Genomic DNA, 15,272 nt, shown 5'->3' with positions numbered 1-15,272 from the left:
ACGACTGGAGTCTGTATGAGAAAATTCATCGTTACGGGAATCGATATTCGTCGTCACCGTGTTACTGCCGTTACGCTAAAACGTCAACATAACATACTGTCACTGCTCAATTGTGAATCTATTGCTGTTACTGATGATATTTTCTCCGAAAATGAGGTCATCAGTTATCAGAAAATTGTCAATAAACTTGCCGGAGTCAGAAAGAGATTGCCTTTCTTTCAGCATCGGGCTGCGATTTCAGTTCCTGAACTGGCAGTCATGACAAGAACACTCCGGTTATCTCTGCACGATCATGATAAAAGTCTGGAATCCTGGCTCGTTTATCAGGCCTTTAGCGAGAAAACCTCATTATCCAGAGAATCCGTATGTCTGGATTATGTAGTGCTCGATGAGGGTTATCAGGTCTATGCAGCGAAACGGGAGGTGATTGAAAGCCGTTTACAGGCGATTCGTCAGGCTGGCTTAAAGCCGGTACTTGTTGATACGGAGAAACAGGCATTTCTTCAATTTTTGCTGGAAGCTATGAGCCATTTTCAACGACGGGAATGGTTATTACTGGATGTCGGTGAGGAGATGGTCGTGGTAGGTTTTATCTCCACTGAGCTGAATTTTTATCGCCAGTTTCCGTTTCCCGGCCAGAAATCAGATCCAACTCTGGAACGGATTCTACAGGAAGTGCAACGTTTTCTCTCTCTCCATCAATCTTCTTTGCCAAACGGAATATGGGTGAAAGGAAGTTCTGGGGTTTATCAGGTTTTGTCATCTGGGTTGAGCAAACTATTTGATGGGCCGATAGAACGGTTCACAACAGCTGCAGTTTTTCAGACGTCTGTCCCCGTCGCTGATCATCTTTGGGGGGTTATACCACTGGCTGCCGGAAGTGCTTTACGGGGATTGATCGCACTGGAGAACGGTTATGCTGCATAAACTGAACCTCATGGACTGGCGTCAGAATCAGTTATATCGACGAAAGCATCTGTTATACGGACGACTTATTCTTGGTGGATTTTTGTTGAGTGTCGGACAAGGGGGAACTTTCTTCTGGATGAATCAGCAACTGTCTCTCAGACGACAGTCTGAACTGGCACTCAATGTGCAAATCAAGAAACAGAAGCTGAGTCTGCACGACTGGGAACAGCAGCAAGAAGAAGCAGTACAGGATCAGAAACTGTTGGATCAGATGAATCAATGGATAGCACAAAGCCAGGTGCCGGTATGGCTAATGTCATTCCTGACATCGTCGACACCATCAGGTATCTATCTGGAAGAGATCCGTTTGCAGGAACAACAGGTGATCATTCAGGGAGTGAGTCGTTATCCGGAAAATATTGCTCATTTTATTCAGCGTCTCAGACAGGCTCCATCAGTTCAACAATTGGATATCCTTTCCGTGCGTGACAATTCTCCCCACTGGGGAAACATATTTCGTGCTTTCCAGCTTCGTTTCGTGATAAAGGCAACTTCTGATAAAGCGCAGAGAAAAGAGGTGACTGACGATGACTTCTGATGCTTTGTGGCGTTTGATATTGCATGCTTCTCCCTTACAGCAGGGCGGACTCATCATTGTGTTGGTCATCACGCTCTCCGGTGCCAGTTATCCGCTTTTCTGGCATGGCAGATATGAAGTGTTGCAACAGTACCAGATCCGTTTGAATGAACTGGCTCAGCAGCAGGAAGCTTTCAGACAGCAGATTCATCATTTCCGGGAGCAGGAAGACGACTGGCATGCTCTCCGGCAGAAACTGGTGCAAAAAATGTCAGAGGTAATTGGGGAGCATGATTCTTCTGCATGGGTAAAAAGGATAGAGCAGTTGGCTGAACACAACCATGTCCGTATCCGACATTTTGTCTGGAAAAAGCCAACGCGGCAGTTCGGGAATATGGCTGATATTTTTGAAATCAGATTGAGCGGAGTTTTTCCGGATATCCGGAATTTTATCGGTGCCATTGAGCAGCAGACACCCCAAGTTATTTTTCAGCCGGTGATTTGGAAAAGAATTTCATTTAAGCAGAATCGTATTGAGGTTTCGGCCACGGGTTATATACCCGGTAAACCCCAAGACCAAAATAAAGGAACTGATGATCATGAGTCGAAATAAGTACCGGAGAATATTATCTGATTTTCGGTTTTGGGGATTGTTGTTCTTATGGGGACTGAACTGTGTGGTATGTGTGGCTCAACCGGTTAGTGACCCATTTGATGTACCGCAGCCGGAGCAGACAGAAGCTCTCTCTGCGCATGAACACAAAGAGTCAGAGTCATCTTTAGCAACAGTACTGATTCCCGTTCAGTATGCAAAAACGTCTGAACTGCTTCCGTTGCTTGAGGGGGGAAAACAACCTGGACTGTTATCTGAATTAGGGACTGTACGGGTTGATCCGCGCACCAATTCACTGATTATACGGGATATACCATCCCGTCTGGCGTCTGTCCGGGACATGATTCAGGCATTGGATATTCCGGTCCGGCAGGTCAGAATTGAGGCGAGAATTGTGATTGTCAGCGAAGGCGCACTGGATGAACTTGGTGTTCGCTGGGGGGCGGAAATGAGGCAGGGGAGTTTTGCTGTCGGGGGGAATATTGAGCAGATGCATGCGGGTGGTCATGACACCGGAGTGACGGAATCGGCAGAGGTGACCGATTTTCTGAATGTTAATTTGCCGAGTACTTCCGGTAATGCTTCATCTATTGCTTTCCAACTGGCAAAGCTGGGAGCCGGGACTCTGCTGGATTTGGAACTGTCTGCTTTACAAAGTGAATCCAGAGCCGAAATTATTTCCAGTCCGAGTTTGTTAACCACAAATCATCAGGCGGCATTTATCGAACAGGGGACAGAAATTCCCTATCAGGAATCGAGTTCTGATGATGAGACGACAATTGCTTTCAAGAAAGCAGTACTGAGTCTGGAAGTGACACCGAATATTACTCCGGATCACCACATGCTCCTTGATTTAAAAGTGACACAGGATCGTCCCGGAGAGGTTGTCAAAACAGGTTCGGGAGAAGCTGTCGCGATTACCACTCAAAGAATCGGGACTCAGGTGTTGGTGAATGACGGAGAAACTGTAGTACTGGGCGGAATTTATCAGAAAATACAGATGCACCGGATTGATAAAGTTCCCGTGCTGGGGGATTTGCCATTATTAGGCAACTTGTTTCGGCGTAATTATCAAAAAACAGATAAGAACGAACTGCTTATTTTCGTCACGCCTCGGGTTGTTATTCAATAAGTTAGTTTGCTTTTTGCAGATAGCCGAAAAATAATGTTGCATTCGGGCACTCAGATCTAGATAATTTCGGGTCTTATCACGAAATGTCTGTGAGGAATTGGTGCCACGAAGCTGATTCAACCCTTGCTATACCTTGAATTCACTTGTGGCGATGTCATTGAATTAATGTTGTTAATTACTGCTAAACATGGCTGAAAAACGTAATATTATCCTTGTTGGTCCTATGGGGGCCGGCAAAAGTACTATCGGTAGATATCTGGCACAACAACTTCATATGGAATTTGTAGATTCTGACTCCGTCATTGAAGAACGAACGGGAGCAGATATTGCTTGGGTATTTGATGTTGAAGGAGAAGATGGTTTCCGCAAACGTGAAGAAACTGTCATCCATGATCTCACGGAACAACAGGGAATTGTTCTGGCGACAGGCGGTGGGTCTGTAAAAAGCAAAGAGAATCGCAATCGTCTTTCTGCCCGGGGTGTCGTTGTTTATCTGGAAACGACCATTGAGAAGCAGTTAGCTCGTACCAGTCGTGATAAAAAGCGCCCGCTTCTGCAAACAGAACAGCCACGCGAAGTTTTAGAAACTTTGGCTGAGGAGCGTAATCCGCTTTATGAAGAAATTGCGGATATTACTGTGAAAACTGACGACCAAAGTGCAAAAGTGGTAGCCAATCAGATCGTAAAAATGTTAGAAGAACAGTAAGTTTTTTTAATTTTTTGCGGAGTGCAACCCATGGAGCAGATTACGGTCAGTTTAGGTGAGCGTAGTTACCCCATTTCAATCGGAGCCGGATTATTCCAAGATCCGGCACATCTTTCTTTTCTTCCCCCTCAGCAGAAAGTGGTGATGATTAGCAACGTTACGGTTGCGCCGCTTTATGCCGATAAAGTCACACAGTTGTTTGAAAACGCCGGTTGTCAGACGTATTTACTGGAATTACCCGATGGGGAACAGTACAAGAGTCTGGACACATTCAATACGGTGATGACATTCTTACTTGAGCATAATCTGGGACGAGATGTTGTGATTGTTGCTTTAGGTGGAGGTGTGATCGGTGATTTGGTTGGCTTTGCTGCTGCCTGTTATCAGCGGGGCGTCGACTTTATCCAGATTCCGACGACACTATTGTCTCAGGTCGATTCTTCTGTTGGTGGGAAAACAGCGGTAAACCATCCGTTGGGTAAGAATATGATTGGTGCATTCTACCAACCCCGTTCTGTGATTATCGACACTGACTGTCTGGCAACTCTGCCGGAACGTGAATTTGCAGCCGGGATTGCTGAAGTGATCAAATACGGCATTATCTATGATGCTGAATTTTTTGACTGGCTGGAAACTCACCTTGATTCACTTTACGCATTGGATCAGACATCGCTGACTTATGCGATAGCCCGTTGCTGCGAGATCAAAGCCGAAGTTGTTGCACAGGATGAAAAAGAAGCCGGTATTCGTGCTCTGCTTAACCTGGGACATACATTCGGGCATGCGATTGAAGCCCATCTGGGATATGGTCAGTGGCTTCATGGTGAAGCTGTTGCTGCCGGGACTGTCATGGCTGCGAAAACGGCACAGCTGCACGGATTAATTTCTGAGGCACAGTTTGCACGTATTGTTGCGATTCTGAAATCGGCCAGGTTGCCGGTACAGACGCCAGAAGGAATGTCTTTTTCTGATTTCATGACTCATATGATGCGGGATAAAAAGGTTCTGGCCGGAACATTGAGATTGGTTCTGCCGACGGGAATCGGTACCGCTGAAGTGTGGAAGGATATCCCAGAATCGGTTATTGAGCAGGCGATAGATTTCTGTCGTACAGTATAATTCAACTGTCTTTCATTCTTCTGGGTAGGATGGTTTCATGAGTGCAGCACACGGGCGAGTGTTGGAATTACAGTCTCAGGTCGATCTGTTGGAGCGACTGAGGCTTCTGACGCATTTCGGTTCCAATTTAGTGACAGTTTCCGGTGAAGCAGGTGCGGGGAAAACCTGGATCGCACAACGCTATCTGGAAGCGTGGGCGGAAGATAAGAATCAATCGTTGTTGCTATGTTACCCGAATCAGGATGATCATCAGCACCGCATGACCATTCTGACCCAAATTTCCTCTCATGCCCGTTTTAATCCGGATGATTCTCTGACCGATAATCTGACCGCCGTTTTTGAAGATGATCCCTGCAATATCGTGATTGTGGTCGATAATGCTCAACTTTTATCTGAAAATCTGATTTCCGAATTATGGATGTTAGTGCTGGAAGCTCAGGAAAAACCGCAGTGGTCGATCAATGTGATCCTGTTTGCACTTCCCCGGGTTCTTGACACGCTGCTGACCCGGATTGGCTATGGTCAGGAGCATAAACCCGTTGATCTGGAGATTGAGCGGCTTTCTCAGGATGACGCTGATCGTCTTTTCGAATATCTGGTGATGCGCTTCGTCGACGTTAAAATGGAGAAAAGAGTTCGTCATGCGTATAGTAAGGCGAAGAAAACTCCGGGTGATATCATAGCATTAGGAGAGAAGAAGATGGAAAAGCGGATCGTGATTCGCTCAATAGTCGGGTCTCCTGCCAAGATCGCAGTATTGATACTATTAGTTGCTGTCTGTCTAGGCGGCGGTTACTGGTGGATGCTCTCCGGGCAGCAGGCTCCGGCCGTAAATACACTGGATGATATTGTTGCAGATGATGTGGCGAAGGAACAGACGGTTATTCCGACGCTGCCGGAAAGCGGGAATATGGCGGGAGATGCCAAAACGTCTTCTTCAGCATCAGACGAAGAGAACCAGAATGAGGTTTTGCCCGGTGGTGTGACTGATGATTCCAATGCGCTGCCCCCGGCAGTTATCTCCGATGGTGAGAGTGTCGGTGTTGATGATCAGGGACAGCGTGTAGTTATTTCCTCCGAGGTTGTAGATGCGTTGATGGAAGGTAAGCCGGAGCATGCTGATACGGCAAAACTTGATCATCTGGCTCAGCAGGCTTCACCGGAAACCCCTGTAGCAACTGACCCTGCGTCGACAGAAGAAGCTCAGGAAAGCTCGTCTGTCTCTCCGGCTGAAGCGGAAAGCTCATCTTCTCCAACCGCTGATAAAGACAGTGCTGCCAGCTCGCCCAACCTGCCTGGTTTGTCTTTTGCCTATACAACCACAGAGTTGATGGCGATGTCTGCCCGGAGTTATACCCTGCAACTTGCGGCCTTTAACTCTTTGCAGGAAGTTGAAGATTTTATCCGGCGTCATCAGTTGCAGAGTCAGGTTTATGTCTATCCGACAATCCGGGATCAGGTCAATTGGTATATCGTGACTTACGAAAACTATCCGACGATTCAGATGGCCCGGGATGCAGTGGCGACACTTCCCAGTTCGATTCAGGCACTAGGTCCGTGGGCGAAGTCACTCCGACAGGTGCAACGAGAGATAGAACGGGTGAAATAGTTCGGGTTCACTTGGGGATGAAGTGAAAATATGTTAGATTTCGCAGCCTTGTTGATCGTGGTGGATAGATAGAGCAGTAGATGAAAAAGAATCGCGCCTTTCTGAAGTGGGCTGGCGGAAAATATGGATTGGTTGATGATATCCGACGCCATTTACCGGCAGCTCAATCTTTAGTTGAGCCTTTTGTCGGTGCTGGTTCTATTTTTCTCAATACCGACTACGAGCATTATATTCTGGCTGATATCAATCCTGATCTCATCAATTTATATAATCTGCTCAAAGAGCAGCCTGAACATTATATTACCGAAGCCAAACGTTGGTTTATTGCCGAGAATAACCGTAAAGAAGCATATCTGTCGGTCCGGCATCAGTTTAATCAGACCAGTGATGTCATGTATCGTTCACTGGCATTTCTGTACATGAACCGTTTTGGATTTAACGGACTGTGTCGTTATAACAAGAAAGGGGGATTTAATGTCCCTTTCGGATCCTACAAGAAACCTTATTTTCCTGAAGCTGAGCTGGAGTTTTTTGCCGAAAAAGCGCAAAAAGCAACGTTTATCTGTACCAATTATCAGGATAGTTTCGAACGGGCGGATGAAACCAGTGTTGTCTATTGTGATCCGCCTTATGCGCCATTATCCCACACTGCAAATTTTACCTCTTATGCCGGCGGTGGTTTTTCGTTGGATGATCAGGCGGCTCTCGCTGACATTGCAGAGAAAACAGCCAATGAGCGGGGGATTCCGGTGTTGATCTCCAATCATGATACGATTCTGACCCGCAGGTTGTACCACGGTGCAAAACTGAGTGTGGTCAAAGTAAAGCGGACAATTAGCCGTAACGGTGCCGGACGTAATAAAGTCGATGAACTTCTGGCTCTGTTTGAAGGTAATTCTGAGGGTTTGACAGACTAGTCAGATTTACACTGCTGTCTCATACCGGTAAAAATGGTGGAGAGAGCTGTGGTCTGCAAAAACCGATACGAAAGGCAAACACACGCTAGGATCCGGGGAAGGGCTTCGGTAGAATGATCCTTCCTGGCAAGTATTTCTAATCTTCATGCTCACAGAGGCCCGCTTTTATGAAAGACTTTTTGATTGCCCCTTCCATCCTTTCTGCCGATTTAGCCCGTTTGGGAGAGGACGTTGCCGATGTCCTGAATGCCGGTGCAGATGTGATCCATTTTGATGTCATGGATAATCATTATGTACCCAATCTGACTTTTGGTGCTCCCGTATGTCAGGCCTTACGTGATTATGGTGTGACTGCACCGATTGATGTCCATCTGATGGCTAAACCGGTTGATCGTCTGATTCCTGATTTTGCCAAAGCCGGGGCATCAATGATTACCTTTCATGTCGAAGCTTCCGAGCATGTTGACCGGACTTTGCAATTAATTAAAGATCATGGTTGTCAGGCGGGAGTTGTACTTAATCCGGCCACGCCATTGAGCTATCTGGATTACCTGATGGATAAAGTTGATCTAATCCTGTTGATGTCAGTTAATCCGGGATTTGGCGGGCAGTCTTTCATTCCTCATACTCTGGATAAACTTAGTGCTGTTCGTGAGCGTATCGAAGCTTCCGGTCGCAAGATTCGTCTGGAAATTGATGGTGGCGTGAAAATTGAGAATATCCGTGAAATTGCAGAAGCCGGAGCCGATATGTTTGTGGCAGGTTCAGCTATTTTTGGTCAGCCGGATTATCAGAGTGTGATTGACGCGATGCGCGCCGAACTGGCTCTGGTCACACGGTAAGTTATTGTTTGTGGATCCGATAGGATCCAGTCCCGGTGAGTTTGTGTTGTACCGCCATATAAAAAATCAAATAGAGAGTATAAGTGATGTCTTCTGAGCAGATTCAATTGATCGTATTTGATCTGGATGGCACGTTGTTGGACAGCGTTCCCGATCTGGCCGTTGCTGCGGACCAGACAGTGCGTGCGCTGGGCTATGCGGGAGTGTCTGAAGCACAGGTTCGTGATTATGTCGGCAACGGTGCCGATGTACTGATTGCCCGCGCTTTAAGTCAGAGTTTAACTGTTGATCCGTCATTGAGTCCGGAACTTCTGCAAGATGCCAGAAGCCGGTTTGATGTGTATTACGATGCGACAGGCCACCGTCTCAGCCATTTGTATCCGGGCGTTAAAGAGACACTGGAACAGCTATATCAGGCTGGATTTACGTTGGCGATTGCGACCAATAAACCGTCTCAGTTTGTTCCTGATATTCTACAACAACATGGCATCTCTCATTATTTTAAGGAAGTGCTTGGTGGGGATCGGTTTGAGAAAAAGAAACCGGATCCAATGGCCCTTGAGTGGTTGCTGACGACTTATAACTGCCAGCCACAGCAGATGTTGATGGTTGGTGATTCAAAGAATGACATTCTGGCAGCGAAACGGGCCGGGTGCCGTTCATTCGGTTTGACATACGGTTATAACCACGGTGAGCCGATTGCGGATTCCGATCCGGATTTTGTCGCTGATCAGATCAGTGAAGTATTGGATATTGTTCTGGTTTCAGCATGAATGCGATAAATATCTAGAAAAATACTTCCTAATGAGTACACTGAGCAGACCGTGTGACTGTTTTTAAAGCTGTCACACGGTTTTTTCTCTAATTTTGATGAAGTCAAAGGAATTTTTCTCATGAGCAACTCCCTGGTATCGGACAAACCGATCGTCTTTAGTGGTGTTCAACCCTCCGGTGAACTCAGTATTGGTAATTACTTGGGTGCTCTCCGTCAATGGCATCAGATGCAAGATGATTATGATTGTCAGTATTGTATCGTGAACCTCCATGCAGTAACGGTCCGTCAGGATCCGAAAGCACTGCGCGAAGCCACGTTAGATGCACTGGCGATTTGTCTTGCGGTCGGCATTGATCCGCAGAAGAGCACATTATTTGTTCAGTCCCACGTACCGGCTCATGCGCAATTAAGTTGGCTTCTCAACTGTTATACCCAGATGGGTGAACTGAGCCGGATGACTCAGTTTAAAGATAAATCTGCGCGTTATGCGAATGATGTTAACGCCGGGCTGTTTGATTATCCGGTGCTGATGGCTGCCGATATTCTTTTATACGGTACGCATCAGGTTCCGGTCGGTAACGATCAGAAGCAACATCTGGAACTAGCCCGTGATATTGCCATTCGCTTCAATAATATTTATAGCCCTGAGCAGCCGATCTTTACTGTTCCTGAGCCTTACATTCCTAAAGTGAATGCCCGGGTGATGAGTCTTCAGGATGCGACGAAGAAAATGTCGAAGTCAGATGACAATCGTAAGAATGTCATTACGCTGCTGGAAGATCCAAAATCGATTATCAAGAAGATCAACAAGGCGCAAACCGATACTGAAACACCACCTCGGATTCGTCATGATGTTGAGAATAAAGCCGGAATCTCCAATCTGATGGGATTGTACTCGGCTGCAACAGGAATGACTTTCGCTGAAATTGAAGCGAAATATGAAGGTGTTGAAATGTACGGGCCATTCAAGAAAGATGTGGGTGAAGCCGTTGTTGCCATGCTTGAACCGGTACAGCGTGAGTTTCACAGAGTGCGTACTGATCTGAATTATCTGAATGAAGTGATGAAATCCGGTGCGGAAGCTGCGTCGGCCAAAGCAGCCCCAATGCTGAAAAAAGCGTATGAGGCTGTTGGCTTTGTTGCACCACTTTAAGTTTTATCTGTCAATGAGAGGGCTGCCGTGATGGCAGCCTTTTTTATTTGATCCGTTTGATTCCTGCCGCTTTCATAATATATTTTTCATAAATCGGTTCACTGGTGCCTTTTTTCACTTTGTAGAGGAAATATTTCTCAAAAGCGATTTTGGCCAGATGGACCCACTGTCCCATCGACGTCCAGTTGGTATTTCGGGGAGGGTTTTGTGGCAGGGCGATAAATGCTGCACCTTTGTCACCCATGTCGGCCAGACAGACCGCATTCATTGATGGTTTAGTTTTGACCGGCTCACCACGTTCGATACTCAGAATGTTTTCTACAATCGCACTGGTCATGGACTCAATCATAAAACCGGTTTTTGGTGCACCGACAGGCACTGGTGTTTCTTCCAGTGGCGGGATCGCAACACAGACACCGGCAGCAAAAATCTCGGGATAAACCGGACTGCGCTGGTATTCATCGGTTAGTACAAAGCCTTTAGGATTACACAGCTCCGGTACATTTGCGACGGCAGGAGAACCTTTAAACGGTGGCAGGAACATCGCCATTTCGAAAGGTAAATGATGTTCGAAATCGACTTCTCCCTTACGGTTTAATTCCTCTATATGGGCCAGATTTGATTCAAAATGGGTGACGCGGGCATTACAAATCCATTTAATTCCCCGATCCCGGAATTCATGTTCCATCAGTGCTTTTGAGTCGCCGACACCACCTAATCCCATATGACCAATATAAGGTTCACTGGTGACAAACGTAATCGGAATCTGATCCCGGATTTTTTGTTTACGTAACTGACTTTCGAGGGACAAAATGTACTCGTAAGCCGGTCCGAAACAACTGGCTCCCTGAAGGGCACCGACGATGACCGGTCCTGGATTTTCAAGCAGCTGTTGGTACGCATGGTAAGACTTGACTGCATGATCAACAGTACAGACCGATTGTGTATAGCCGTCTTCCGGCCCGGCTCCGGGCACCGCTTCAAATGCCAGTTTTGGTCCGGTACAGATCACCAGATAATCATACTCGTACTCCGTTCCGTCTTCGGTTTGCAGACATTTATCCTGAGCATGGATTTGTGCAACACCAGAGGTATTAAACGGAATACGAAACTTTTTCGTGTAGGGTGTCAGATCTAATATGACCTGTTCTTTGGTTCGTTCCCCAAGGGCGACCCAGGGATTCGAGGGAATAAAATGGAATTCAGAACCTTCATTGATTAGAAGCACTTCATGATCCTTCGGCAGTTTCTGTCTTAACTCATATGCAACGGAGATTCCGCCCAGCCCTGCACCAATTACGATCGTCCTTTTCATCTTTACTTACTCTCTTTTTATATTAGTGATTTCTAAATTAATAATAACTTATATTGATAATTGTGCGACCGATCTGCGTCACAGAAAGACGATCATGTGGATTTGTTCTGTTCAGACATGTTTGTAAGAAAGAAAAATCCCATAGATGAACCGAATATAAAAACAGATATATCAAAGAGAAAACTCTGATTTTGCATTGAGTAACTGCGACTAAAAAATTGAGCAAATTCAGGTGGTTTTATCTGTGTTCCGAATTTTTGCCGGTGTATCTCGTTCTTTGTCAGTTATTCAATTGCTGAATTGGGAGCAAGTAGACAGATTGAAAATAATTATATGACTTGGCTCTATTTAAGCTCATTATGTGCAATTCGTTGTATTAGTATATTGAATGTTCCACTTGTCTCTGTTGTTTGGGTCTTGTGCTGTTTCAAGACCAGAAAATGTTGATCTTTGTTGCCGGTTATTTGCTTTGAACGATGAAAGTGACATGGCCATGCACTCTACATAGTGCTTTCAGGATGACTAAACCTGATCACCAACGATCGATTGATTCTGGGAATGGTGATGTGAATATGGGAGAGACGGCCGTTTACCGGCTTTTTTTGTGTGAGAGTTCGCATCACGAATTGACTTGAGCAGTCCCGGCTATAACAGAGAAGGGAAAACATGTCTGCTGACGGATAGATATCTTCCATGATTGATCCGGAATTTTCATCAGTATCGGCCCGAAGGCAAAATGATGTCACGGGGTGATTCGGTGTGTTTAGTTATTCTATACATAACTGATTTTGATGAATTTTTTGTTTTATAAAGTTTTCTTGGGTGAGGCTTTGTTTCGGCAGCATCAATATAATGTAGCGAAAGGAGAATATTTGCGATGAATGTACCAGGCCATCGACACATACTGGCTAGACCAAGAAAGTTATCTTTACTGATTTTTGCAGCACTTGCCAGTGGTGCAGCTTCTGCTCAGGTGAGTGTAGATTACTCAATTTCACCAGATGCACAGAATCATGCAATCAGTGCATTAATCTATGGTACTAACCATAGAATGAACATGACAGGTCGTGAAAACTTTGGTTTTTATCGTCTGGGCGGAAACCGGACAACCGGATATAACTGGGAAAACAACTATTCCAATGCCGGTTCTGACTGGCAGCATTCCAGTGATACCTTTATGGTACCAAGTGGTGCTGATGAAACTATTCCGGGTATCACACTGACTGATTTTGTTGACAATGATGTCATCCCCGGAGCGAAAGCCATGGTAACAGTACCACTGGCCGGTTATGTCTCTGCGGATAAAAACGGAACGGTTCAGGAAGGCGAAGTTGCTCCTTCTTCCCGCTGGATTCCGGTTGTTGCGAAGAAAAATGCGCCATTCTCATTAACTCCGGATTTAACCGATAACGCCGTATATACGGATGAAATGGTGAACTTCCTGGTTCAACGCTATGGCCGTGCGGCTGACGGTGGTGTATTTGCCTACTCGCTGGATAACGAACCTAGCTTGTGGTTCCATACACACTCACGGATCCATCCTGAAAAGCCCGGAGCAAAAGAACTGGTTGATCGTTCTATTGAAGCTGCTCAGGCTGTGAAAGATGTCGATCCGACAGCGACCATTTTTGGTCCTGCTCTATACGGATTTACCGGATTTACTTCTCTGACCGATGCGCCAGACTGGTCTAACTATTCAAGTCAGTACCACTGGTATATCGACTATTATCTGGCTCAGATGAAAACTGCAAGTGAATCTTCCGGAAAACGCTTGCTGGACGTACTTGATTTGCACTGGTATTCAGAAGCGACCGGTGATAAACGTGTAACAGACGGCGATGCCGATTCAGTGAAAGATAGAGTTGCCCGGATGCAGGCTCCACGGACATTATGGGATTCTGAGTATCAGGAAGATAGCTGGATTGCCAAGTGGAATATGGCTGAACTGCCGTTGATCCCACACATTCAGGATTCTATCGACACCAATTACCCTGGAACGAAGATTGCGTTTACCGAGTATGGTTACGGCGGTGGTGATGATATTACCGGTGGTATTACCGAAGCAGATCTGTTGGGTATCTTTGGTAAATATGATGTTTATGCCGCGAACAGCTGGATTCTGAATGATGAACAAAGCTATCTTGCAGCTGCATATCGTCTTTACCGGAACTATGACGGAGCAAACGGAAAATTTGGTGATACCAGCGTAGCAGCAACAATGAGCGATAAAGAAAATAGCTCTATTTATGCTTCTGTTGATTCATCAACCGGTCTGCTGCACGTCATCGTTCTGAATAAGAATATGAATGAGTCGATTAACGGTGTATTCAATATCGATTCAACCACCATTTATAAGTCTGGTAAGACTTATGTGCTGGATGCTTCTTCTAGTGAAATTCAGGACAAAGGTGAAGTTGAAGTCACCAACAATCAGCTTAATTACAACATTCCGGCATTGTCTGCTTATCATATTGTCTTCAGTACTTCGGAAGCAACCGATCCAACGAATCCAACCGATCCGACAGATCCAACTGATCCGACAGACCCAACCGATCCGACGGATCCAACCGACCCAACTGATCCTGGCACCGGTGACCTATCTGTTTCCGTTAACATCCCACAGGATGGCAGCTCAACATACTGCTCTGATATCGTTGTAACCAACAATGGTTCAGAAGCCGTTGAATGGAATACTGCTTTTGACGTAGAAGGTAGTGTTTATGCGTTATGGAATGCAGTCTGGACTCAGGAAGGAACTAAAGTGACAATTCGTGGCGTTGACTGGAACAAAGTTCTTCAGCCAGGCGCAAGCACTCATTCTGTAGGATTCTGTGCCAATCGTTAATTGATTATTTGAACTTGAATAGTTCTGCTTTAAGCTTAAATCCCCTGTGTATTTCGCGGGGGATTTTTTTGTGCATTCCTTTAACGGAAAGAAAACATTGGGATTTACATATTTAACTTTTGAGTGAATCACTTTTAAGAAATCATGGATATGAATAATAAAAACAGTGATGATTATCACTATTTATCAGATGATGACTTGCTGAACTTCCACAGGAAAATATGATGCTATTTCCATAAATGATATTTATATTATTATTCATTTTTATCAGATGAAGGGCGGTAGCGTCTCTTTATCCTGAATTGTGTGTTTTTTATGCTAAGTCAACGTCACTGGTTTACCATTCTACTTATTACTCTTCTGTGTATCAGTCTGTTTTACTTTTTTTTACATATAAAACTGACTACGCCAACTGAAATCTCGGATCGTGAAAAATCAGAAGAGAATATCCGGTTACCTTCCCATGAACAGATCAATTCCCCGGTACTAAGTCGTGATGCTGAATATCCATCTCCGGTAATCCAGTTGCAACAAACCGTAACCGATGGTTTGCTGCAAGATACTCACAACCATTTACCCCTGCTCCACGGTGATCTTGCTGATTTCTCGCAGAAGAATATCCGCAAGCAATATTCCCAGCCAGATGAATTGATTGATTTGAAGCAGAGGTTACAACAACTGAAGTCAGTTGCTCATCCTGCACCATAATTTTTCCCCCAACTTATTTATGATTGCCAGTGGTCGGTCTTATGAAAACCAA

General features: G+C 45.5%; 14 protein-coding genes. 13 read left to right on the top strand and 1 reads right to left on the bottom strand.

The genetic code is table 11. The features are described from left to right. The first annotated feature begins 15 nt into the window (after positions 1-15). From pilM to trpS, 11 genes are all read left to right on the top strand, one after another. Entirely contained in the window at positions 16-927 is a 912-nt protein-coding gene (gene pilM, locus OCU74_RS14660; protein WP_087482255.1) for a pilus assembly protein PilM, read from the top strand. Then, positions 917-1,507, top strand: a complete 591-nt coding sequence (locus tag OCU74_RS14655; RefSeq protein ID WP_087482256.1) for a PilN domain-containing protein — start codon at positions 917-919, stop codon at positions 1,505-1,507. The genes pilM and OCU74_RS14655 overlap by 11 nt, the downstream gene beginning before the upstream one ends. Beyond that, positions 1,497-2,099, top strand: a complete 603-nt coding sequence (locus tag OCU74_RS14650; RefSeq protein ID WP_087482257.1) for a hypothetical protein — start codon at positions 1,497-1,499, stop codon at positions 2,097-2,099. The genes OCU74_RS14655 and OCU74_RS14650 overlap by 11 nt, the downstream gene beginning before the upstream one ends. Beyond that, positions 2,080-3,231, top strand: coding sequence for a type IV pilus secretin PilQ (locus OCU74_RS14645; protein WP_087482258.1), 1,152 nt, complete (start codon positions 2,080-2,082; stop codon positions 3,229-3,231). The genes OCU74_RS14650 and OCU74_RS14645 overlap by 20 nt, the downstream gene beginning before the upstream one ends. A gap of 187 nt (positions 3,232-3,418) precedes the next feature. Further along, positions 3,419-3,937 (top strand): shikimate kinase AroK, encoded by a 519-nt coding sequence (gene aroK / locus OCU74_RS14640; protein ID WP_087482259.1) that lies wholly within the window; start codon positions 3,419-3,421, stop codon positions 3,935-3,937. A 30-nt stretch (positions 3,938-3,967) separates the two neighbouring features. After that, the gene (aroB, locus tag OCU74_RS14635) at positions 3,968-5,056 is read left to right on the top strand and encodes a 3-dehydroquinate synthase (protein ID WP_087482260.1); all 1,089 of its coding nucleotides are present in this window, start codon (positions 3,968-3,970) and stop codon (positions 5,054-5,056) included. 37 nt (positions 5,057-5,093) lie between these two features. Further along, positions 5,094-6,665, top strand: coding sequence for an AAA family ATPase (locus OCU74_RS14630; protein ID WP_087482261.1), 1,572 nt, complete (start codon positions 5,094-5,096; stop codon positions 6,663-6,665). A gap of 80 nt (positions 6,666-6,745) precedes the next feature. Further along, positions 6,746-7,582, top strand: a complete 837-nt coding sequence (locus OCU74_RS14625) for a Dam family site-specific DNA-(adenine-N6)-methyltransferase (protein ID WP_087482262.1) — start codon at positions 6,746-6,748, stop codon at positions 7,580-7,582. Between the two features lie 167 nt (positions 7,583-7,749). Then, the gene (gene rpe / locus OCU74_RS14620) at positions 7,750-8,424 is read left to right on the top strand and encodes a ribulose-phosphate 3-epimerase (RefSeq protein ID WP_087482263.1); all 675 of its coding nucleotides are present in this window, start codon (positions 7,750-7,752) and stop codon (positions 8,422-8,424) included. An 86-nt stretch (positions 8,425-8,510) separates the two neighbouring features. After that, positions 8,511-9,197, top strand: a complete 687-nt coding sequence (locus OCU74_RS14615; RefSeq protein WP_087482264.1) for a phosphoglycolate phosphatase — start codon at positions 8,511-8,513, stop codon at positions 9,195-9,197. A 120-nt stretch (positions 9,198-9,317) separates the two neighbouring features. Next, positions 9,318-10,352 carry a tryptophan--tRNA ligase gene (gene trpS, locus OCU74_RS14610; protein WP_087482265.1) on the top strand — a complete coding sequence of 345 codons (1,035 nt, stop codon included), beginning with the start codon at positions 9,318-9,320 and terminating at the stop codon, positions 10,350-10,352. Positions 10,353-10,395: 43 nt separating this feature from the next. Here the strand turns inward: trpS and OCU74_RS14605 are convergent, their stop codons facing one another. After that, positions 10,396-11,667 (bottom strand): NAD(P)/FAD-dependent oxidoreductase, encoded by a 1,272-nt coding sequence (locus OCU74_RS14605; protein WP_087482266.1) that lies wholly within the window; start codon positions 11,665-11,667, stop codon positions 10,396-10,398. A gap of 877 nt (positions 11,668-12,544) precedes the next feature. Between OCU74_RS14605 and OCU74_RS14600 the strand changes: the two genes are divergently transcribed. Together OCU74_RS14600 and OCU74_RS14595 are read left to right on the top strand one after the other, a co-directional pair. Then, complete coding sequence (locus OCU74_RS14600) at positions 12,545-14,512, top strand: glycoside hydrolase family 44 protein (protein ID WP_200807776.1); 1,968 nt, start codon at positions 12,545-12,547, stop codon at positions 14,510-14,512. A 315-nt stretch (positions 14,513-14,827) separates the two neighbouring features. Beyond that, a complete protein-coding gene (locus OCU74_RS14595) occupies positions 14,828-15,220 on the top strand; it encodes a hypothetical protein (RefSeq protein ID WP_143693283.1) in 393 nt (130 codons plus the stop codon). Positions 15,221-15,272: the final 52 nt, after the last annotated feature.

The organism is Vibrio mangrovi (assembly GCF_024346955.1).
Classification (GTDB): Bacteria; Pseudomonadota; Gammaproteobacteria; order Enterobacterales; family Vibrionaceae; genus Vibrio; species Vibrio mangrovi.
This window is presented reverse-complemented; position numbering and strand designations above follow the sequence as displayed.

Coding starts and splice junctions, on each gene's coding strand:
- pilM (WP_087482255.1), top strand. CDS start 16: ATGAGAAAATTCATCGTTACGGGAATCGATATTCGTCGTCACCGTGTT.
- OCU74_RS14655 (WP_087482256.1), top strand. CDS start 917: ATGCTGCATAAACTGAACCTCATGGACTGGCGTCAGAATCAGTTATAT.
- OCU74_RS14650 (WP_087482257.1), top strand. CDS start 1,497: ATGACTTCTGATGCTTTGTGGCGTTTGATATTGCATGCTTCTCCCTTA.
- OCU74_RS14645 (WP_087482258.1), top strand. CDS start 2,080: ATGATCATGAGTCGAAATAAGTACCGGAGAATATTATCTGATTTTCGG.
- aroK (WP_087482259.1), top strand. CDS start 3,419: ATGGCTGAAAAACGTAATATTATCCTTGTTGGTCCTATGGGGGCCGGC.
- aroB (WP_087482260.1), top strand. CDS start 3,968: ATGGAGCAGATTACGGTCAGTTTAGGTGAGCGTAGTTACCCCATTTCA.
- OCU74_RS14630 (WP_087482261.1), top strand. CDS start 5,094: ATGAGTGCAGCACACGGGCGAGTGTTGGAATTACAGTCTCAGGTCGAT.
- OCU74_RS14625 (WP_087482262.1), top strand. CDS start 6,746: ATGAAAAAGAATCGCGCCTTTCTGAAGTGGGCTGGCGGAAAATATGGA.
- rpe (WP_087482263.1), top strand. CDS start 7,750: ATGAAAGACTTTTTGATTGCCCCTTCCATCCTTTCTGCCGATTTAGCC.
- OCU74_RS14615 (WP_087482264.1), top strand. CDS start 8,511: ATGTCTTCTGAGCAGATTCAATTGATCGTATTTGATCTGGATGGCACG.
- trpS (WP_087482265.1), top strand. CDS start 9,318: ATGAGCAACTCCCTGGTATCGGACAAACCGATCGTCTTTAGTGGTGTT.
- OCU74_RS14605 (WP_087482266.1), bottom strand. CDS start 11,667: ATGAAAAGGACGATCGTAATTGGTGCAGGGCTGGGCGGAATCTCCGTT.
- OCU74_RS14600 (WP_200807776.1), top strand. CDS start 12,545: ATGAATGTACCAGGCCATCGACACATACTGGCTAGACCAAGAAAGTTA.
- OCU74_RS14595 (WP_143693283.1), top strand. CDS start 14,828: ATGCTAAGTCAACGTCACTGGTTTACCATTCTACTTATTACTCTTCTG.